The following is a 20611-nucleotide window of genomic DNA, read 5'->3' as shown; positions in this document are numbered from 1 at the left end:
TCCCGATTGCGGACCGGTACCCGCTTCGCTCGAAAACGCCTTGTTATTTGACGAAGGAACGTGACGGCGGCAGGTGCAGGGCAAATGCATCGGCGTTGTCGCCGGCGCGCGGATAGATGTCGCAGACCAGGGGATCATGCCCGGGAATGACGCGGTCGGGATGACCGGCCAGGCGCTGCGCGATATCCCAGCCTTCGAACATGTCGCCGAGATTGTAGATGATCGGGAACGGGCTGCGGCGATGCATGTTGCCGTAGTAATGCGAGGCGTCCGACGCCAGCACCACCGGGCCGCGCGCGGTCTCGACCCGCACCACCTGCAGGCCGTCGGAGTGGCCGCCGACCCGATGCAGCGTCACGCCGGGCGCAACCTCGCCATCGCCGTTGTGGAAGGTGACGCGCTCGCTGAAGACGTGCCGCACCATCAGCGTGACGTGCTCCACCGAAAACGGATGCCGCAGCAGGCCCTGGCACATGCAGCGCCCGGTCGCATAGCTCATCTCGCGGTCCTGCAGATGAAACCGCGCATTGGGGAAGCGATCGAGATTGCCGGCGTGATCGTAATGCAGATGCGTGACGACGACATCCCTGATGGCGCCGGCGTCGACGCCGAAGCGCGCCAGCGCATCGACCGGATTGAGCGTGAGCTTGCGGCTGCGCGCCTGCGCCTCCTCCGCATTGAAGCCGGTGTCGACCAGAATATCGCGGCCGTTTCCGCGGATCAGCCAGACGAAATAATCGAGGTCTTGCGCCGTGGTTTCGTGGGGATCCGGCAGCAGGTAGTTCATGTGGGGGGTGCGCGGCGACATCGTCGCATAGCGCAGGGCGTAGATCTCGTAGGCGTTTCCCATCGGCTGTACTTTTCTTCCTGATTTTCCGATTGCGGCACCAAGCCACCACCGATCCGAAAGGTCAAACCGAACGGTTCGCGGCGGCTCCACGGTCGCGCGGCAGGAGAACCCGCGATGCGCCCGATCCCCTGCCCTGCCCGCTGCAATGCACCCGCACCCGAACGCCTGCACCCGCGATCACGGGACCGCCCGATCCGTGTCACGGTTTATTCCCATGCCTCGTCGCGATTAATTGTCGCAATTACGATCAGCTTCACAACCAGTTGACAGGCTCGGCGCCCCCGGTTGTCCGTAGCGGGTGAAGTTGTCGTATTTTTGTAGCTCGTGATCTGTCGCCTTCGTTATTGAGTTTCGGAGGAGCCGGAAGGCGTGGACGGTTCCGCCGGTTTGGTCATGCCATGGATATTGGTGGCAGGTTAGCCCCTCGGGTTGGTTTCTTTGTTTGACTTGAAGCCCGTTTCTCCGCCCCGACCCGCGCTATCTCGACGGCGGCGCGCGCAGGAGCGGTCAAGGACGCGCACTTGCGCGCCCGTAAGGGCTTGTCCTTGACGGCTCCGAGCACGCTGCCAGGCTGAGGCGCGTCGGGGCTGATCTGCTGTCCATCGGCGGCAAACCTCGCCAATCGGTGCGGGCCAAGGAACACGCCCACGGTGCCATCGGGATACCCGTGAACCCGCACCACGGCCTTGACGAAGTGGGGCCTGAGCCGGCTCTCCGGCAACTGCAGCCGCCGGCCGCTCCATGCGATCGTGTTGTCGTTGGCGACGGTTCGCTCTTCGATCACGCACAGCGCTTCGCGCCAGGCCTCGTGCCGGTCGGCTACGAACGCCGTGCCTTGCTGTTCGGCCACGATCGCAAACGCCGCATTATGCTCGGCGATGTAATGCGCCTTCAACCACGCATTGGCGGCCTCGACCGTCCTGATCCCGGCGAGCCGCAGATCCTTCGGCAGCCGGCCCTGCAGCGTGCCGAACACCCGCTCTGAACGCCCGCGCGCCTGCGGCGAATAGGCCGCGATATGCTCGATCCCAAGATGCGATAAAGCCCGTCCCACCTGGGTTTGTTGCGTCTTCGAGACCTTCGCGCCGGCCTTCGGGGTGTAGAAGTAATGGCTGCCGCGATCGGTGTAGAGCGCGCAGAACAGACCACGCTCGCCAATCACCTCGCCCAAGGCCCGGAACGTCGACGCCGTCCCTTCTTCCTCGACCAGCAGCATCGAGTAGATCTCGCTCGTCGCATCGTCCATCGTGACGATCAGGTCCATCGCCGGCAGACCTTCGATCCAGACGTGGCGCGACCCGTCCTGGTGAAGCAGCATGCCCCGAAGCGGCCGGCGCGGACGCTTCTTGCGGTGCGCCGAACGCTTCGGCGCCTTCTGCACCAAGCCCGCAGCATGCAAGGCCAGCTTCGTCACCGTGTAGCCCAGCACATAGCCATGTCGCTTTTGCAGCTGCTCGTGGAAGTGCTTCACCGTGAAATCGGCGTACTTGTCCCGGAACAGCCCCAGCATCCGCTCCAGCTCTTCCTCCGGCGCACGCCTCGGTGATCGCCGGCCCATGCGCCGGTCGACCAGCCCGTCATCGCCCTCCGCCTCAAAGCGTTCCGCCCAACGTTGGAACGTCCGCACGTTGATCCCCAGAAGCTCAGACGCCGCCTCCTGCGTCAGCTCCTTCGCCTCAGTCCGATCCAGCAAACTCGAAAACCGCATCCGTCGTACACCCTCGTGAATGGATGCCGTGCCCATCGTGCCCCCTTTGTTCCGGGGCACCAAAAACACGACACTTCACGAGCTACAAACAGGCGACAGATCACGAGCTACTGACAGCTCGGCGCCCCCGGTTTGATAATGCGGTTTGCGTAGAGTAAGGTCGCCGAGGCGCAAGCTGGTGTCGGCGCTTTGTTGGCTGGACTGCCGTTTTATGAAAATCCGCCTCGCATTATTTCTGATTTCGGTTTTGTCGGTTATCCCGATTGTCCCGTCGGTCGCTGCGGGCGCGGAGCGCTTTGCGCTTGTCGTCGGCAACGCGAAATATCCCGACGCCGAGGCGCCGCTCAAGGAACCGATCAACGACGCCCGCGCCATCGCCGACGAACTCAAGCGCGACGGCTTCAACGTCGAGGTCGGAGAAAATCTGACCGGCGACGCGATGCGGCGCGCCTTCGACAAGCTTTACGGACGGATCAAGCCCGGCTCGGTCGTGTTGCTGTTCTTCAGCGGGTTCGGCGTCCAGTCCGGCCGCCAAAGCTACATGATTCCGGTCGATGCCCAGATCTGGACCGAGCCGGACGTTCGCCGCGACGGCTTCAGCCTGGAGACGGTGCTGGGCGAAATCAACAGCCGCGGCGCCGGGGTCAAGATCGCCCTGATCGACGCCTCCAGGCGCAACCCGTTCGAACGCCGGTTCCGCAGCTTTTCCGCGGGGCTGGCGCCTGTGATTGCGCCGAACGGAACGTTGGTGATGTATTCGGCCGCGCTCTCTTCGGTGGTCAGCGACAATGGCAGCGACCGCAGCCTGTTCGTGCGGGAATTGCTCAAGGAAATTCGCGTTCCCGACCTGATGGCCGAGGAAACCCTCAACCGCACCCGCGTCGGCGTCACCCGCGCCTCCCGCAGCGAGCAGGTGCCGTGGATCTCCTCCTCTTTGGCCGAGGATTTTTCCTTCATTCCGGGCACCGCCGCCAAGCCGGCCGCCCCGGGTCCGGTGGCGGCATTACCCCCGGCGACTCCTCCAGCGCCGCCTCAAGCCGCTCCCCAGGTTACTCCCCCGCCGCTGCCGCGCGTCGAACCGCCACCGCCGCCGCGGGTCGAGACGCCGGTCCTGCCGCCGCCGCCCAAGCCGGCCGAAGTCACCCTCGCTCCGCCTGAAAAGCCGGCCGAGGGGCCGACTGCCGTCGCGCTGGCCGATGACCCGACCATCAAGAGCCTGACCCAGAAGCTCGCCGCCAATCCCGACGACGCCGGCGCGCTGTACCGGCGCGGACAGGTCTATGCCAGCAAGGGCGCCTACAGCCTTGCCATCAAGGACTTCGACAACTCGCTGCGGCTCAACCCCAAGGATGTGGAAGCCTATAACAACCGCTGCTGGGCCCGCACCGTGATCGGCGACCTGCAGGCCGCCCTGAAGGATTGCAACGAAGCGCTGCGGCTGCGCCCGAACTTTGTCGATGCCCTCGACAGCCGCGGTCTCGTCAACCTGAAGAGCGGGCAGACCAAGAATGCAATTGCTGATTTCGACGCCGCCCTCAAGATCAACCCGCGATTGACCTCGTCGCTGTACGGACGCGGCCTCGCCAAGCAGCGAAACGGCTCGATTTCCGAGGGCGAATTGGATATATCCAATGCCAAGGCCATGGATCCGAATATTGTCAAGGAATTCGCGAGTTACGGGGTACGTTAACGATTATTTGAGTAAGGGGCCGGCGCGGCCTCGAACCCCCAGGCAGGCGCCAGAGACAAACCCAAGGAAGTAGCCACGCCGGGAGGTGGCCGGGCTCCGCCCGCTCTGTCCGGCGGCTCATCGAGCATCGATTGGAACCGCGCCGACGGCGCAGGAGGGACTGGCAAATGACCAAGACGTCTGGAAGGAAGAATCTCACCGCAATCCTTTCGATCGTGACGATTGGCGCCGCGCTTTCTTTCGGAATGGCGAAGGCCGTCGCCGCCGAGGACGTCACCGAGGATCAGATCGTCCGCGCGCTTGCGCCGGCCAAGAAGCCGCTGACCCGCGGCCTCTCCGTGGGTCCGAAGGTCGACCCGGCGGTCAGCGCCGAGGAAGGACGCTTTGTCCAGAAGATCCGTGGCCGGCCCTCGCGTTCGCTGTCGGTCAACGAGCGCGAGGAAATCGCCACCCTCGCCAAGGACAAGCCGAATATCGATCTGGAAATCACCTTCGACTACAACTCGGCCGACATCAGCGCCAAGTCGCTGCCCTCGGTTCAGGCTCTCGGAAAGGCCCTTTCCAATCCCGATCTGAAGGGCTCGACCTTCGTGGTGGCAGGCCATACCGACGCCGCCGGCGGCGAGGCGTACAATCAAGACCTGTCCGAACGGCGCGCCGACTCGATCAAGCGCTACCTGACCGACAAGTTCGGCATTGCCGGCGCTGACCTCGTGACCGTCGGATACGGCAAGAGCAAGCTCAAGGATCCCGGCCACCCGCTCGCGGAAGTGAACCGCCGCGTACAGGTCGTCAACATGGCGAGCACGACCACCGCATCCAAGTAAGTGAATTGTGGTGCCGAGTAGAGTTTTGCGGCTGCAGCCTCCGTTCCGACCAGATCGGATCGGAGGCTCTGTGTTTATTTGACGCATTTTCCTGGCGCGAGCCGGTATCCACGTCGCTGGAAAACGCTATAAAAGCGTCTCCACCCGTCCCACCCGATAGGTCTGGATTGATCCGGCGATGAAGCTCTCCGAATATCTCAAACCTGCGATCGGCGTGGTCGTCGTTGTCGTGCTGGGGGCCGGATATTACTGGTTCGAGCACCGTCCGCGGCCGGAGGAAAAAGACACCCCGTCCAACGCCCTCGTCATCGTCACCAAGACCACCAACGCCTGCTTCTCCGACATGGTGCGGGTCACCGGCTTCATCGTGCCGCGCCGGGAAGCGGTGGTCGGCGTCGAACAGGAAGGCTCCAGGGTTTCCGAAGTGCTGGTCCGCGAAGGCGACATGGTCACCGAGAATCAGGAACTGGCGCGGCTGACACCTCCACCTCAGCAGGCCGGCGGACGACCCGGGCCGACGGTGCTGCGCGCCCCGGCGGCCGGCCTCGTCACCGAAGTCAGGACCATCGCCGGCGCGCCCGCTTCGCCGCAAGCCGGGCCGATGTTCCGGATCTCCGTCAACAACGAAATCGAACTGGATGCCGAAGTACCGGCGATCCACATGCTGAAACTCAATCCCGGCGCGTCGGCGCGCGTCAGCCGGGACAATGTGCCCGACCTGATCGGGCGCGTGCGGCTGGTCTCGCCGCAGATCGACCGCAGCACCCAGCTCGGCCACATCCGGATCTCGCTGACCAATAACCCGTCGCTCAAGATCGGCATGTTTGCGCGCGCCAATATCGACGCCAAGCGCAGTTGCGGCGTCGCCATTCCGCGTACCGCCATCGACCATCTGACCGTGCAGGTGGTTAAAGGAAACACGATTGAGACGCGCAAAGTGAAGGTCGGACTGGTGTCCGATACTTCGACGGAAATCCTCGAGGGCCTCGACGTCGGCGAAATCGTCGTGGCCGACGCTGGCACCTCGCTGCATGACGGCGACCAGATCAAGACCATGTTCGCCGAGGAACTCGATCGGGTACGGGTGCGCTGATGGCTCTGAATATCTCGGCCTGGTCGATCCGGAACCCGCTTCCCTCGATCGTCTTCTCGATCATCCTGCTGGTGCTGGGCTGGGTCAGCTTTACCAAACTCGCGGTGACGCGGCTGCCGAGCGCCGACATCCCCGTGATCTCGGTCGCGGTCTCGCAATTCGGCGCGGCGCCGGCCGAGCTGGAGTCGCAGGTCACCAAGACCATCGAAGACGGCGTCTCCGGCGTCGAGGGCGTGCGGCATATCTCATCCTCGATCACGGACGGGCTGTCGCTGACTACGATCCAGTTCGCGCTCGAAACCAACACCGATCGCGCGCTGAACGACGTCAAGGACGCCGTCACCCGCGTGCGCGCCAACCTGCCGCAGAACGTCAACGAGCCGCTGATCCAGCGCGTCGACGTGATCGGCCTGCCGATCGTCACGTATGCCGCGATCTCGCCCGGCAAGACGCCCGAGCAACTGTCCTATTTTGTCGACGACGTCGTCAAACGCGCGCTGCAGGGCGTGCGCGGCGTTGCCCAGGTCGAGCGCATCGGCGGTGTCGAGCGCGAAATCCTGGTGTCGCTCGATCCCGACCGGCTGCAGGCCGCGGGGCTGACCGCCGTCAATGTCAGCCAGATCCTGCGCGGCACCAATGTCGACCTCGCCGGCGGCCGCGCCGAGATCGGCAAGAACGACCAGGCGATCCGCACGCTGGCCGGCGCCAAGACCCTCAACGATCTCGCCGGCACCATGATCCCGCTGTTCGGCGGCGGCGAGGTTCGTCTCGACGATCTCGGCACCGTCACCGACACCATCGCCGATCGCCGGACCTTCGCGCGCTTGAACGGCGAGCCCGTCGTGGCGCTCGGCATCAAGCGCTCCAAGGGCGCCAGCGACGTGGTCGTAGCCGCGGCCGTGCAGAAGCGCATCGATGCGCTCAAGGTTGCCTATCCCGACGTCGACCTCAAGCTGATCGACACCTCGGTGGAATTCACCAAGGGCAACTATGAAGCCGCGATCTCGACCTTGTTCGAAGGCGCCATCCTCGCCGTCATCGTCGTGCTGCTGTTCCTGCGCGACATCCGCGCCACCATCATCGCCGCGATCTCGCTGCCGCTGTCGATCTTCCCGGCGTTCTGGGCGATGGATCTTCTCGGATTCTCGCTGAACCTCGTCAGCTTCCTCGCCATCACGCTGTCGACGGGCATTCTGGTCGACGACGCCATCGTCGAGATCGAGAACATCGTGCGCCACATGCGGATGGGCAAGTCGCCCTATCGCGCCGCGCTGGAGGCCGCCGACGAGATCGGCCTCGCCGTCATCGCGATCTCGCTCACCATCATCGCGATCTTCGCGCCCGCAAGCTTCATGTCGGGGATCGCCGGGCAATTCTTCAAGCAATTCGGCATCACGGTGTCGGTGCAGGTGTTCTTCTCGCTGCTCGCCGCGCGCTTCGTCACGCCGGTGCTGGCGGCCTATTTCCTGAAGGATCATCCGCACGAAGACCCGCCGCCGGGGCGCATCCTGCAAACCTATACGCGGCTCGTCACCTGGTCGGTGAAGCACTACTTCATTACCGTGCTGGCCGGTTTCGGTATCTTCGCCGCCTCGATCTGGAGCATCACGCTGTTGCCGCAGGGCTTCCTGCCGGCGCAGGATACCGCGCGCTCGCTGCTGGCGATGGAGCTGCCGCCGGGCACACAACTCGCCTACACCGAGAAGGTGACCGAGGAGATCGTCGCGCGCCTGCGCAAGCGGCCCGAGGTCAAGAGCGTGTTCGTCGACGGCGGCCGCGTGCCGCCCGGCATCTTCGAGGTGCGCCGAGCCGCGCTGATCATCAATTACACGCCAAAGGCCGACCGCGACGATGCACACACGCAACGCCTGCTCGAACTCGATATCGGCAAGGACCTCGAAAGCGTTCCCGACATCCGATTCTGGTTCCTCGACGAAAACGGCTTGCGCGCGATCTCGCTGGTGGTCACCGGCGTCGACAGCAACATCGTCGGCAACGTCGCCAGCGAGCTGGCGACGCAGATGAAACGGATTCCGATCATCGCCAACGTGATCTCCGAAACCTCGCTCGACCGCCCCGAGCTTCGCATCCAGCCGCGGGCGGAGCTCGCAGCAAGGCTCGGCGTCTCCACCGAGAGCCTGTCGCAGACCATCCGGGTCGCCACCATCGGCGACGTCGGCCCGGCGCTGGCGAAGTTCGACGCCGGCGGCCGGCTGGTGCCGGTCCGCGTGCAGCTCGAGGACGCCGCGCGCGGCGACCTGCAGATCCTCGAGCAGTTGCGGGTGCCGCTCGGCCAGCGCGGCGAGAAGGGCGGCGTGCCGCTCTCCGTCGTCGCCGACATCAAGCTCGATCAGGGCCCGACCAGCATCAACCGCTACGACCGGGAACGCCAGGCCACGGTGGCGGCCGACCTCGTCGGCTCCGCCGCGCTCGGCGACGCCACCAAACTGATCTACGACCTGCCGGTCATGAAGAGCCTGCCCAAGGGCGTGAAGGTCAGCCCCTCGGGCGACGCCGAAAGCCTGAACGAACTGTCGGAAGGCTTTGCCACCGCGATCACCACCGGATTGATGATGGTCTATGCGGTGCTGGTACTGCTGTTCGGCACCTTCCTGCAGCCCATCACCATCCTGTTCTCGTTGCCGCTCTCGATCGGCGGTGCCATCGCGGCGCTGCTCTTGACCGGCAAGCAGCTGACGACGCCGGTTTGGATCGGCATCCTGATGCTGATGGGCATCGTCACCAAGAACGCCATCATGCTGGTGGAATTCGCGGTCGAATCGATCCGCGAGGGCAATCCGCGCGAATTTGCGATCATCGATGCCGGCATCAAGCGCGCACGCCCGATCGTCATGACCACGATCGCGATGGCGGCCGGCATGATGCCGTCCGCGCTGGCATTCGGCGCCGGCGGCGAATTCCGCTCGCCGATGGCGCTCGCCGTGATCGGCGGGCTGGTGTTCTCCACCGTGCTGTCCTTGGTGTTCGTGCCGGCGATGTTCATGATGATGGACGATCTCGGCGCGCTGATCTGGCGCTTCGGCAGGAAACTGCTGGTCTCCAGCGGCGAGAACGAGCAGGAGCCGGGCGACCACAAGCCGCCGCCGAGCATCGTGCATTCGCCCGCGGCGGAGTAGGCGGCGCTATAGCCCTATTCGTTTCGCGCCACCGCCGTCAGCTTGGTCATGTTCTGCAGCAGGATGCGGCCGCGCTGCAGGTCGAGAATGCCGTCCTTGCGCCACAGCTGCAGTTGACGGTTGACGCTCTCGCGGGCGGCGCCGACGAACACGCCGAGCTGTTCCTGCGAGATGTGCACCTCGGAGCCGAAATCGGACGACAGCGCGCAGAGCCGGCGCGCCAGCCGTACCGGCAGCGGCTGCAGCATGGATTCCTCCATCCGCTCGCTCATCCAGCGGATGCGCTGGCACAACAGCGCGATGATCTTGACCGCGACGCGGGGCTCACGTTCGAGAAAGCTGAGAAAATCCTCGCGCCGCAGCACGAATAGTTCCGTGGGCTCGCCGGCGGTGGCGTCCGCGGTGCGGCTCTGGCCGTCGAGCACCGCGACCTCGCCGAACAGGTCGCCGGGGCCGAGAAAGTTCAGGGTCAGGCGGCTGCCGTCCGATGCTCCGGTCTCGATGCGGATCTGCCCGCGCCGGACCCCGAACAGGGCGTCGCCGGCGTCGCCCTTCTGGAACAGCATCTCGCCCACCCCGAGGTGCTGGGTGTGGCAGAGGCTCGAGATCCGCTGCAATTCGTCGGAACCCAAGTCCGCGAACATCGGATTCATCTTGAGAATGACCGCAAATTCGGCCGCTTTGCTCATTGCAATGCCTTCCAGAAGGATTCGAGATCGACAAAATAACCGTTAGCGAAGCTTGTGGCCTGTGAAGTGTGTCATAAGTCACATAACTTTGCAGCACCCCCGGACTATTTTTACTGGCTTTGAGCCGTTTCCCCTTCCGGGATAAGCTCAATTTACGTGGCCCGCCGCTATGGCCGGGCCGAATTCGAGCGCAGCTGCCCGGTCTGGAATGTCGAGATGAAAGCACTGAAAATCGCCGGAGCCGCCGTCGCCGCCGTGATCGTGGTGGCGGCATTGCTGCTGATCGTCGGCGTCCCCTCGGGATTCCTGACGTCGGAGATCCAGACCCGGGTCGAGCGCGAGACCGGCTACAAACTGACCATTGCCGGCGCCACCAGGATCGGGATCTGGCCTTCCCTCAACGTCAAGCTGAACGACGTCACGCTGCAGGACCCCAAGGACCGCAACGGCACGAGCCGCCTGACCGTCGGCAGCCTCCAGGCCGACGTGACGCTGTCGAGCCTGTGGTCGGGCCGCCCGCAAGTCACCGAACTCGTCATCAACAAGCCGGTGCTGCAATTGCCGCTGCTGCGCGAACGCTCGGGACAGCTGATTTCATCCGCCAGGCCGGCGGCCGCCCCGAGCGAAGCCGGCAAGGCCGCGATCGATCGCATCACCGTGACCGACGGCGTGGTGGTGTTCTCCAACCTGCGCGACCGCGTGGAAAATCGCATCGACGGCATCGACGCCGAGATGAGGATGGGCGCCGATCGCAAGATCAAGATCACCGGCGCTGCGAAGACCGGCGGCCATCCGCTCAAATTCGACATCCGCGCCACCGCGCCGCCACCGCCGCTGGAACGGCAGAACATTCCGGTCGAGATCGGCCTCGACGCGCCCAGCCTGTTGCAGGCCTCGCTGGCGGCCAAGGCCGAGGTCCGGCTCAATGGTTCGACCGTGATGATCAACGGCCTGTCCGGCACGCTCGGCGACGGCGCGTTCAACGGCTGGGCATCGGTCGATCTCGCCAGCAAACCGCTGGTCAAGCTCGATCTCGACTTCCAGCGGCTCGACATTTCCGGCGCCAAGGCGACGCCCTCGCCCGCTACGCAGGCCTGGAGCAATGCGACGTTCGACATCAGCGGACTGAACTATGTCGACGCGCAGGTGCGGGCTTCCGCCGCCGAGTTCAACATTGCGGGCGCGCATTTCGCGCCGGCCGCGATCGATGCCACGCTCGGCAGCGGCGTGCTCAAGGTGCGGTTCTCCAATCTCGGCGCCTATGGCGGCCAGGCCAGCGGCGAGGTCACTGCGGACGCCGCCGCGGCCGAGCCGAGTTTCACGCTGCACAGCGACCTTGCCGGCGTCCGCGCCTTGCCGCTGCTGACCAGTACCGCCGATTTCGACAAGCTCGACGGCAAGATGCAGGCGAAAATCTCCGTGCGCGCCACGGGCTCGAGCCAGCGCGCCATCATGGCGAACCTCAATGGCACGGCGTTCGTCGTGTTCCAGGACGGCGCCATCATCGGGCTCAACGTCGCCAAGATGATCCGCTCGCTGACCTCGGGCACGCTGTCGGGCTGGCAGGAGAAGCAGGACCAGGTCACCGACCTCTCGCAATTGTCCGCCTCGTTCCGCATCGACAAGGGCCAGGCCGTCACCACCGATCTCAATTTGGTGGGACCGCTGGTGAAGATGACCGGCGTCGGCACCATCGACCTCGGCACCAAGCAGATCGCGTTCCGGGTCGACCCGAAACTGGTGATGACCACCGAAGGCCAGGGCCGCGCCTCCGATCCGGTCGGGCTCGGCATTCCCGTGATGATCGACGGGCCGTGGGCGCAGCCGCGCATCTATCCCGACATGGCCGGCATCCTCGACAATCCCGACGCCGCCTATGCCAAGCTCAAGGAGATGGGCAAGGGCCTGTTCGGCAAGGACGGCGGCGGCCTGGGGGGGCTGCTCGGCGGATTGACCGGAGGCGGAACCGCCGGCAGCGGATCGGGTAGCGGCGGAGCGGCCGGCGGCGGATTGTCCGCCGACAAGCTCGGCGAAACCCTCGGCAATCTGATCCAGCAGGGCCTCGGGCTGGGGCTCGGACAAGCGCCGCCAGGCCAGGGTCCAAGCCAGGTCCCAAGCCAAGTCCCAAGCCAAGTCCCAAGCCAAGGCCGCAGCATTCCCGCGCCGGGCTCCCCCGTTCCGGCCGCGCCGCCGGCGCCTGCGCCGCAGAACGAGACCATCCCGCAAGCCCCGCAGGACAGCCCGGCGATGAACGAGGTGCTGCGGCAATTGTTCAACCGCTGACATTCTCACCTCCCCACCGCCGCCGCGGTATCCCCACCCCGGCCCTCCCCCGCTAGCCAAAATGGCGGCTAACCACGCTGGCCGACAGCCCGGCCAACCCCCTCGAATTGTGCTAAACACAGCCCGGCTGAGCGCAAACCTCTGATGGGGAGCGCATGAGGATCTGGATGAACGGCGTCAGGGACAAAATCTGGTTTCTCCGCGAAGGCCTGTTCGCCAAATACGTCGCCGCGCTGGTCGGGCTCGTGGTGTTCGTGCTGGCCGTCAACGGCGCGATGGAGACCTGGATCAGCTATCGCGGCACCCGGGTCGCGCTGGTCGACGCGATGGGCGAGAAGGCGGAAGCCACCGCGCTGCGGATCGAGCAGGCGATTTCGGAGCTGGAACGGCAGATCAGCTGGGTGACCCGCGCCAGCGCGACCACGCTGGAACAGCACCGCTCCGACTACGCCCAGCTTCTGAACCAGGTGCCGGCGGTGAGCCAGCTTTCCTTCCTCAACGGCAGCGGCCGCGAGCAGCTGCGGCTGACGCGCACGACGATCTCGACCAACAGCAACGCCGACTTTTCCCGCGACATCCGCTTTTCCGAAACCGCCGCCAAGGGGGTCATCTTCGCGCCGGCCTATTTCGTCGGCTCGCGCCCCTTCATGTCGATCGCGGTGTCGCATTCCGGCTTCAACGCCGGGGTGACGCTGGCCGAGATCGACCTGCGCTTTCTCAACGATTTCCTCGGCGACGCCCAGGTCGGCAAGGCCGCTTACGCCTATGTGGCCGATGCGCGCGGCCAGGTGCTGGCAGGCTCGAAGGGCCCGGAGGTCGGCAGGGAACTCGCCGCCCTGCCGCAGGTCGCCGCCCTGCTGAAGCCGGACGGCGTGCCGCCCACCTCGGGCACCGGCATCGACGGCCAGGCGGTGCTGACGACATCGAGCGCGGTGCCGAAACTCGGCTGGTACGTGCTGTTCGAGCAGCCGACCGCGCAGGCGCTGGCGCCGATCCGGGACCAGCTGGTGCGGAGCGCGCTGTTGATCGCGCTCGGCCTGCTGGTTGCGATCCTCGCCGGCACGGTGCTGGCGCGGCGGATGCTGATTCCGATCACCGCGCTGCGCGCCGGCGCGCGGCGGCTCGGCGCCGGCGATTTCAGCCACCGCATCGAGGTGCACACCAAGGACGAACTGGAAGAACTGTCCGACCAGTTCAACAGCATGGCCGGCCGGCTGCAGGAGACCTATGAGGGCCTCGAGACCAAGGTCGAGGAGCGCACCCGCGACCTGGCGCGCTCGATCAACGAGCTCAAGGTGCTCGAGGAGGTCGGCCGCGCGGTGTCGTCCTCGCTCGATCTCAACGCGGTGCTGCCGACGGTGGCGGCGCGCGCGCTGGAAATCACCCATGCCGACGCCGTGCTGATCTACGGCTACGACGCGACCAGACAGCGATTCAACCTGACCGAGGCGATCGGCATCGACAAGACGGCCGAAGGCCGGCACCTGCAGATCGACCAGGATTCCAGCGTGCTCGGCCAGGCCGCAAGCCAGGGCGAGCCGATCGCGATCCCCGATCTCGCGAGCGTTGCCGAAGATCGGCTGCGCGACGTCGCGGCCGAGGCCGGCTTTCATTCCGTGCTGGTGGTGCCGCTGGTCGATCAAAAAGGCATCCTGGGCTCGCTGGTGGTGCTGCGCCGCGCGGCCGGCGAATTCTCGCCCAATCTGATCGGGCTGATGAAGACGTTCGCACACCAGTCGGTGCTGGCGATGCGCAATGCGCGGCTGTTCACCGAAGTCGACGCGAAGGGCCGCGAACTGGAAACCGCGCACACCACCGTGCAGCAGCAGGCGGCCAAACTGCAGGAACAGACCGAGCAGCTCAAGAACTGGAACAAGTCGCTGGAGGAGCGGGTCGAGAAGCAGCTCGGCGAGATCGAGCGCATCCGAAGGCTGGAGCGCTTCCTGCCGCCGCAGGTGGCGCAGCTGATCGCCTCCTCCGACGGCCATGATTCGCTGCTCGACAGCCACCGCCGCGAAGTCACCGTGGTGTTCTGCGACCTGCGCGGCTTCACCGCCTTCACCGAGGCGACCGAGCCGGAAGAGGCGATGAACGTGCTGCGCGAATATCACGCCGCGCTCGGCGAGCTGATCTTCCGCTACGAGGGCACGCTCGACCGCTATGCCGGCGACGGCGTGATGATCCTGTTCAACGCGCCGATCCAGTTCGACGATCACGTCAAGCGCGCGGTGAAGATGGCGGTCGAGATGCGCGACACCATCGGCCAGCTGACGCAGAAGTGGCGCAACCGCGGGCATAGTCTTGGCTTCGGCGTCGGCATCGCGCTCGGCTATGCGACGCTCGGCCAGATCGGCTTCGAGCAGCGGCTCGAATACGCCGCGATCGGCAGCGTCACCAACCTCGCCTCGCGGCTGTGTGACGAAGCCAAGGCCGGCCAGATCGTGGTCAGCCAGCGCGTGTTCGGCATGGTCGAGCCATGGGCCGAAGGCCGGCAGCTGGAAGATCTGACGCTGAAGGGCTTCAACCATCCGATCCTGGCGGTGGAGATTTTGCGCTGGAAGGAAGAAGGCGCGGCGGCGGCGAAAGAAGCGCAGCCCGTGGCGGACCGGCGACGGAAGCTGCCGTCGTGACTTAAGCGCGCCGCCTCCCGCCCCAGACGCAGCGCCTACCGCAGGGCCTCAACAAAAAATCGCAAAACGACCCCATGCAAAGTAAAATGCCCGGCTCGGAGGGCGTAATTTCGGAAAATCGGGGGTAGGCAGCTTCCCGTCAGGCCGCGTCGGCGACCGCGCGCACCTGCAGGCGAACGCCCGTTTTCTCCTGCAGCACGCCGATGACGCCGAGCAGGTTTTCGGCCGTAGGGTTGCCCGATGGCCCGAACATGCGCATCAGGCTCTTGGGCGACCGGCCGAGCGCGGCGCCGAGTTTTTCGAAACCGACGGTGGCGTTGATGCACGAGCGCAGCGTGGCGCGCCCTTCGTCGAGATTACCATCGAGCAACGCCTGCATCGCCTCGGCAAGCAAGGCCTGCCGGAATTTGATGTCGCGGCGAGCGCGCGCCTGCACCGTCTCGCGAAAGCTTCTGGTCAGGGGCATTGCTTGCTCCCTTGTTCGGATTGGATGGTTCATGCCACATAGCATACTGCAACCCCAAGCGACCGCACTCTACTACGTTGTCGCAACGGGAAAACCAAGGAACAGATGGGCGATGGTTATCGTCCCGTGCTCCGCCGCGAGCTCTGCCGCGCGTTGATGCTCCGTGTCAAATTGAGCGATTCTTGGCAAAATGAGCGATGGAACCTTCAGCGATTCGGAAGGCGCCGGCTTCATCTGCAACGACGTCATTAGCTCTGGCGTTTTCAGCAGATCAATAAGAGGCTTTACGCAGGCCGTTTCCTTATCAGTCAAAATTCCGACCATGACCGCAAGCGGTTGCTTGACACTATAGCTGCCAGTTACAAAGCGAAGCATTCCGTCTGAACCTACATATGTATTCCTGCGCGCGGCCTTTCCGTTGATTTTCTTGAATTCAAATACGAGCTCAAGTGCTGGATCGTATCGATCAGAGAAATATTCGATGTCTGTGCGCCTTCTATCAGCAATTTCAACACCGCCGCCCTTGCGTTGCTTGATCTTGCCGATTCTTCTCTCGTAACTCCACTGTCCGGTAAGCTTCGTGCGCGTCTTAAAGACCGACCGAATATGCTCGCACAGTAATTCGGTTAATCGGGGTTCTTTTGCGTCGGCGTGAAATGTTTCTGGGCTCAGCGTCGTGAGCTCCGCCCATACTCCGCGCAAAGCGTCGACCGCGACTCGAACGTCCTCTTGGGGAAATGCCGAAAGCCAGCTGCCCGACTTCGTCATGCCACGTCCTGAGCTAGCGCAGCGGGACGCGTCGTTGTTTCGACGATTCGCTCGGCATCTCGCAATGCTTGCCGGCGTAACCAAGCACGCTCATTCTGTGGCTTTACGAGAAACACTGTATCGTCAGCTACAATGACCGTATCAGCAACGAAATACAAATCTTCTGAAAGCGACATCGGCAGCAATTTGCGAGCCTGCAACTCTGCAATAGCACTGTTCGCCGCAGCTTCCTTTCTTTGAATCTCCGCCTTGCTCTTCCTGCTCGAGCCCACATGGACACGAACAATACCAAACGGGCCGGACCTCTCCCGGATTGTCAGCAGCACCTCAACCGAAAATTTGCCCTTCCCTTTTCGTGCGTCACGCCATGATTCCAACTCGGCGATGAGCGTTCCCACGTAAGATCGTATCGCATCATTTGACGGCCGTCTTCCAGCACGTTCAAATACGTCTGACATGCCATAAGGGCGGATTGCGGGAAGAACGACCTCGATCGTTTCTTTGACAATTGCCTGAGCTGATTCACTTAGCCCAAAATACTCCAATAACTTCGTCTCTGCGATCGGCCGCAGCGTCTCCCACCGATGGCTACGCATCAACACGCTCGTGTTCTCAATTTCTTGAACGTAGCCCGCCAACTCTTTGACGATCTTTCTTGCTCTCGCGGGATCAGGATGCCGTTCAGGCAGATAAAATGGAAAGTTGCCCACGTCGCTAAGCGAGACTCGGTCGCGGTCGCTCAGGAGCTGGTAGAGCTGCGTCACCATAAAATATCTAACGAGATCCGAACGCAAGAAAACGGTTGCAAAACGGAGATAATCGGCATCTTCCATGGGGCCCGCGATGACACCTACGCTGCTCATGAAAGACGCAGGCTTATCGATAAATGCAGCGCGAATCTCGAGGTCTGGCGACGGACCATCTGGAAACAAAATCCGCGGGCCGTCGAATGCATCCAGCACTTCAGCACTAAGTTTGGGCACTCTTTGGATTTCGCCTTTTGGAAAAGCACGTCTGCTCGACAAATCAGGAACGACATTGTGATAAAGATCGCCCGGCCGAACAAACATCATTTCCCAAAGCGGTTTGCTGCTAACCCATTTGTCGGCAGGTACGGCGTTATCGGTGCGATGAAATCCTTTTCGACGAGCCCACCGTCTATTCGAACCCGAGACAAGGTCATTGAACGTGCCTCGCAGACGCAAATCGGCCCAGAGAGCCAAATCAAAGTCGTCACCCCACATTCGTGTCGTCAACTGCTTGTTGGACAGCGCGATCGCTTGCGTCTGCACCCGATGTCGGTCGCCGCTATGGAGTGTGAGGCGACCGAAGGCGAGGCTCACATCTGCCTTCGGCACCCAATACTCGAATATTTCGTTCGGGGGGATTATCCATCTAGCATTTTCGTTCTCGGGCCTTGGTGTACCGATCAAAACGACGCAGGATTTACGGCCCTGATCGAAGAGTAGTTCTTTGAGATCACCGAAATTGATGACGCGGTGCCACTTAATGCGTTGCAACCACTCGGTCAGGAATTCCTGACTCGTAGGTTTCAACAAAAGGCTCATTGGAAGAATCATACACAGTCGACCCGACGGCGAAAGGCAATCCACCGCCCGCCAAGCAAAATCAGCAGCTAGTTGGCGCAGCGCACGTGGCGCGCCCTCTTCCGCCGCCCAATCGTCGGCAGCTGAGCTTTCGTTCTGCTTTGGCTCAACCCAGGGCGGATTGCTGAGAAACAACGTGAAGCCGCCGCGTTTGACTAGAGGATTCTTGCGAGAAAAGAATTCGCCCGCCTGTGGGCCACCAAATAGATTGGAGCCGCGCAGGTTTGGTAGCTTTACGTTTTCGTCGTCACACAACGCCGCAATATCTGTCGGCTCCAACCGTTCAAGTAGCGACAGGTAGAGACTGAATGCGGTTACGCGACAAGCAGAATCACTGATATCGCTTCCGAAGATGCAACTCCTGAGCAGTGCAATACGTTCGGATAGCGAGACCTGCGCCCCTTTCTTTCGGGCTTCAGCTTCACCGATTATTCTTCGGAAAGCAGTTGTTAGTAAGATGCCCGACCCGCAGGCGCCGTCGTAGATACGCTCACTCAGCAGATCGACGGAGTCGTTTAGCGCTTGATCAACGACGAGGTTGGCCAGATGACGGGGCGTGTAAAACGCAGCAGCCTTTCTCTGCGACTCCTTTCCGAGAAACGCTTCGTATATGCCAGACAGCAGTTCGACGGGGATGAAACGGAAATTGTAAGGCCAAATGCTGAGCTGTCCGGTCTCCATATCGTTTGCGGCGAGGAATGCCAGGAGCACCTCGAAACTGCTGTCTTGGAGGTCGAGCCATAGGTCTTTCGAGCCGACCTTCGGCTCTAGGAAGTCGCCATTGAAGTCTGATTTCAGTTTGCCGAGCAGACGAACAACGCCTTGTCGGTTTCGAGTTTGAATAAGATCGAATAGACGACCCACCTTTCGTTCAGCCCTGTAGCGATCACCAACAATTCCACGATGTTCGAGATAGGAAACAAATAGCAGTTGAGAGACTAAGTATTGAGCGTCGTCGATCGCCAATTGTCCGCGTTTTTTCTCGCAGAGTTCACGTACTGTAACGCGCAGATTCGACAGCAGCTTCCGGTCGACACGATCATCGACCTGAAACCATGACTTGAAACGGGACCATACATCCCCGGATTGAATGTCCGCACACGAGAGCGGGCCATCCGGACGAACTTGTGATTTGAGAATGGGATCGGCGGCCGGCACCTTGCGAGTGACAGGCACCGGCACGAGGTGCGTCGGAGTCAAGATCAAGATCAAGGAAATGAGGTTCTGATTCCAAATGCGCTGCCGAATCTCCGCCAAACGATGCGCATCGTTTATCAACGATCCATCGTCAACGAAGAAACAGACCGTCGGAACGCCTTCGACATCGAACACCGCCTCAGCGCGAATTTCACCGGCCGGGTTCAACAGATCAAGCAATTCGGGAGCATACGGATGACGGGCTCGAAGCTGGGAACTGGCGCGGTGCATCGAGTCCGAGGCCAAGTTGTAGCCCAGAGCCGTCATCCACTGATTGAGTTCAGTACCTGCCATACCCACTTTCCAACCCGATGCGGACGAATTCTAGTTCCCACGGATTAACATCCTATCGACACAAAGTTGCCGAAGGAAGCATTCCCGCAAGCCAAGCACGAATCGGCCGGAGCATACTGCCAAACAACCGGAGCGATGGCATTGTGCGGGGTCGATCAGCCGTCCACGCGGAAGCTGGCGAATTCGAACGTCCGATCTTGCTATGCGGCAACCGAACTCTTTGAGTGGCAGCGCTAATAAGCTACCCCTTTCGCTTCATTGGAATCAAAGACAGCATCGGAGGGATGAAGCCCGGCCATGTCGGCGAGGGGTAAGCGCTTCACCCACATGGGGGCCATACCGCTTGGCGTCCGAGCCCCCCTTCTGATATCGATAGGCCCCCAAACGGGACTGGATTGCCGATGAACAATTTTCCCGCACACCACGCCTCACGCCACCTCCTCGCCCCCACCCTCGCCGCCCTGCTCTTTCTCGCCTCCCCCGCCCTCGCCGCCGAGGAGCCCGAGGCCGCGCCGAAGGGCGCCGCGGTCACGGTGTTCAAGGCGGCCAAGGCCTGTTTCTCCGATATCGTCGAGGTTTCCGGCATCCTGATCGCGCGGGAGGAGACGTCGGTGCGGCCGGAGCGGCCGGGCCTGAAGGTTTCCGAAATCCTGGCCGAGCCGGGCGACACCGTCACCGCCGGCCAGGCGCTGGCCCGGCTGGCGCTGCCCGAGGGCGGCATGCAGGTGGTGCAGTCGCCGGTGGCCGGGCTGATCTCGACGTCCTCGGCGGTGATCGGCTCGATCGCAGGGGGCAAGGGCGAGGCGCTGTTTTCCATCATCGCGCGCAGCGAATTCGACCTGGTCGGCATGGTGCCGGTGCGGGATATTTCCAAACTCGCGGTAAACCAGACCGCGCGGATCAAGATCATCGGCGCCGGCGAGGTCGAGGGCAAGGTGCGGCGGGTGGCCTCGACCATCGAGCCCAACAGCCAGCTCGGCCAGGTGTTCGTCTCGGTGGTGCTGCCGCGGCGGCTGTTGGTGAATTCGTCCGGCCGCGCGCTGATCAAGACCGGGCAGAGCTGCGGCATCTCGGTGCCGCTGACCGCGATCCTCTACGGCTCGGCCGGCACCGTGGTGCAGGTGGTGCGGCGGGCGCGGGTCGAGACCAAGCGGGTGGAGGTCGGCCTGATGTCGGCCGGCCAGGTCGAAATCCGCGAGGGGCTGCAGGAAGGCGACACCGTGGTGGCCCGCGCCGGCGCGCTGTTGCGCGAAGGCGATCCGGTGCGGCCGGTGGCGATGAGCGCGGCGGGCGCGAAGAAGTAGGGGTTATGTCGCCCCTACGGGACAACCAACTATCGTCGCCCCTGCGAACGCAGGGGCCCATAAGCACG

General features: G+C 63.2%; 13 protein-coding genes. 7 read left to right on the top strand and 6 right to left on the bottom strand.

The window, feature by feature from the left end; translation table 11 throughout:
* Positions 1–43: 43 nt before the first annotated feature.
* Both KMZ29_RS02435 and KMZ29_RS02430 read right to left on the bottom strand, forming a co-directional pair.
* Complete coding sequence (locus KMZ29_RS02435; protein WP_215622317.1) at positions 44–850, bottom strand: N-acyl homoserine lactonase family protein; 807 nt, start codon at positions 848–850, stop codon at positions 44–46.
* Positions 851–1241: 391 nt separating this feature from the next.
* Positions 1242–2558, bottom strand: a complete 1317-nt coding sequence (locus tag KMZ29_RS02430) for an ISNCY family transposase (protein ID WP_215620016.1) — start codon at positions 2556–2558, stop codon at positions 1242–1244.
* 211 nt (positions 2559–2769) lie between these two features.
* Between KMZ29_RS02430 and KMZ29_RS02425 the strand changes: the two genes are divergently transcribed.
* From KMZ29_RS02425 to KMZ29_RS02410, 4 genes are all read left to right on the top strand, one after another.
* On the top strand, positions 2770–4248 hold the full coding sequence (locus KMZ29_RS02425; protein ID WP_215622316.1) for a caspase family protein: 1479 nt from the start codon (positions 2770–2772) through the stop codon (positions 4246–4248).
* A 167-nt stretch (positions 4249–4415) separates the two neighbouring features.
* Positions 4416–5075, top strand: coding sequence for an OmpA family protein (locus KMZ29_RS02420; RefSeq protein ID WP_215622315.1), 660 nt, complete (start codon positions 4416–4418; stop codon positions 5073–5075).
* A 178-nt stretch (positions 5076–5253) separates the two neighbouring features.
* On the top strand, positions 5254–6168 hold the full coding sequence (locus KMZ29_RS02415; RefSeq protein WP_215614317.1) for an efflux RND transporter periplasmic adaptor subunit: 915 nt from the start codon (positions 5254–5256) through the stop codon (positions 6166–6168).
* On the top strand, positions 6168–9305 hold the full coding sequence (locus tag KMZ29_RS02410; RefSeq protein ID WP_215622314.1) for an efflux RND transporter permease subunit: 3138 nt from the start codon (positions 6168–6170) through the stop codon (positions 9303–9305). Before KMZ29_RS02415 ends, KMZ29_RS02410 begins: the two co-directional genes overlap by 1 nt.
* Before the next feature lie 14 nt (positions 9306–9319).
* Here KMZ29_RS02410 and KMZ29_RS02405 read toward each other — a convergent pair whose 3' ends face one another.
* The gene (locus KMZ29_RS02405; RefSeq protein WP_215604555.1) at positions 9320–9994 is read right to left on the bottom strand and encodes a Crp/Fnr family transcriptional regulator; all 675 of its coding nucleotides are present in this window, start codon (positions 9992–9994) and stop codon (positions 9320–9322) included.
* 216 nt (positions 9995–10210) lie between these two features.
* Between KMZ29_RS02405 and KMZ29_RS02400 the strand changes: the two genes are divergently transcribed.
* Positions 10211–12277 carry an AsmA family protein gene (locus KMZ29_RS02400; RefSeq protein ID WP_215622313.1) on the top strand — a complete coding sequence of 689 codons (2067 nt, stop codon included), beginning with the start codon at positions 10211–10213 and terminating at the stop codon, positions 12275–12277.
* A 167-nt stretch (positions 12278–12444) separates the two neighbouring features.
* Complete coding sequence (locus KMZ29_RS02395; RefSeq protein WP_215624107.1) at positions 12445–14907, top strand: adenylate/guanylate cyclase domain-containing protein; 2463 nt, start codon at positions 12445–12447, stop codon at positions 14905–14907.
* A 139-nt stretch (positions 14908–15046) separates the two neighbouring features.
* Here KMZ29_RS02395 and KMZ29_RS02390 read toward each other — a convergent pair whose 3' ends face one another.
* From KMZ29_RS02390 to KMZ29_RS02380, 3 genes are all read right to left on the bottom strand, one after another.
* Positions 15047–15373 carry a transcriptional regulator gene (locus KMZ29_RS02390; protein ID WP_215622312.1) on the bottom strand — a complete coding sequence of 109 codons (327 nt, stop codon included), beginning with the start codon at positions 15371–15373 and terminating at the stop codon, positions 15047–15049.
* A gap of 72 nt (positions 15374–15445) precedes the next feature.
* Positions 15446–16141 (bottom strand): Fis family transcriptional regulator, encoded by a 696-nt coding sequence (locus KMZ29_RS02385; RefSeq protein WP_215622311.1) that lies wholly within the window; start codon positions 16139–16141, stop codon positions 15446–15448.
* Positions 16138–19239, bottom strand: a complete 3102-nt coding sequence (locus KMZ29_RS02380; protein WP_215622310.1) for an HsdM family class I SAM-dependent methyltransferase — start codon at positions 19237–19239, stop codon at positions 16138–16140. The genes KMZ29_RS02385 and KMZ29_RS02380 overlap by 4 nt, the downstream gene beginning before the upstream one ends.
* 401 nt (positions 19240–19640) lie before the next feature.
* Between KMZ29_RS02380 and KMZ29_RS02375 the strand changes: the two genes are divergently transcribed.
* Entirely contained in the window at positions 19641–20543 is a 903-nt protein-coding gene (locus tag KMZ29_RS02375; RefSeq protein WP_215622309.1) for an efflux RND transporter periplasmic adaptor subunit, read from the top strand.
* The last annotated feature ends 68 nt before the right edge of the window (positions 20544–20611 follow it).

Origin of the sequence: Bradyrhizobium sediminis (assembly GCF_018736085.1) — a bacterium.
GTDB classification, from domain to species: Bacteria; Pseudomonadota; Alphaproteobacteria; order Rhizobiales; family Xanthobacteraceae; genus Bradyrhizobium; species Bradyrhizobium sediminis.
This window is presented reverse-complemented; position numbering and strand designations above follow the sequence as displayed.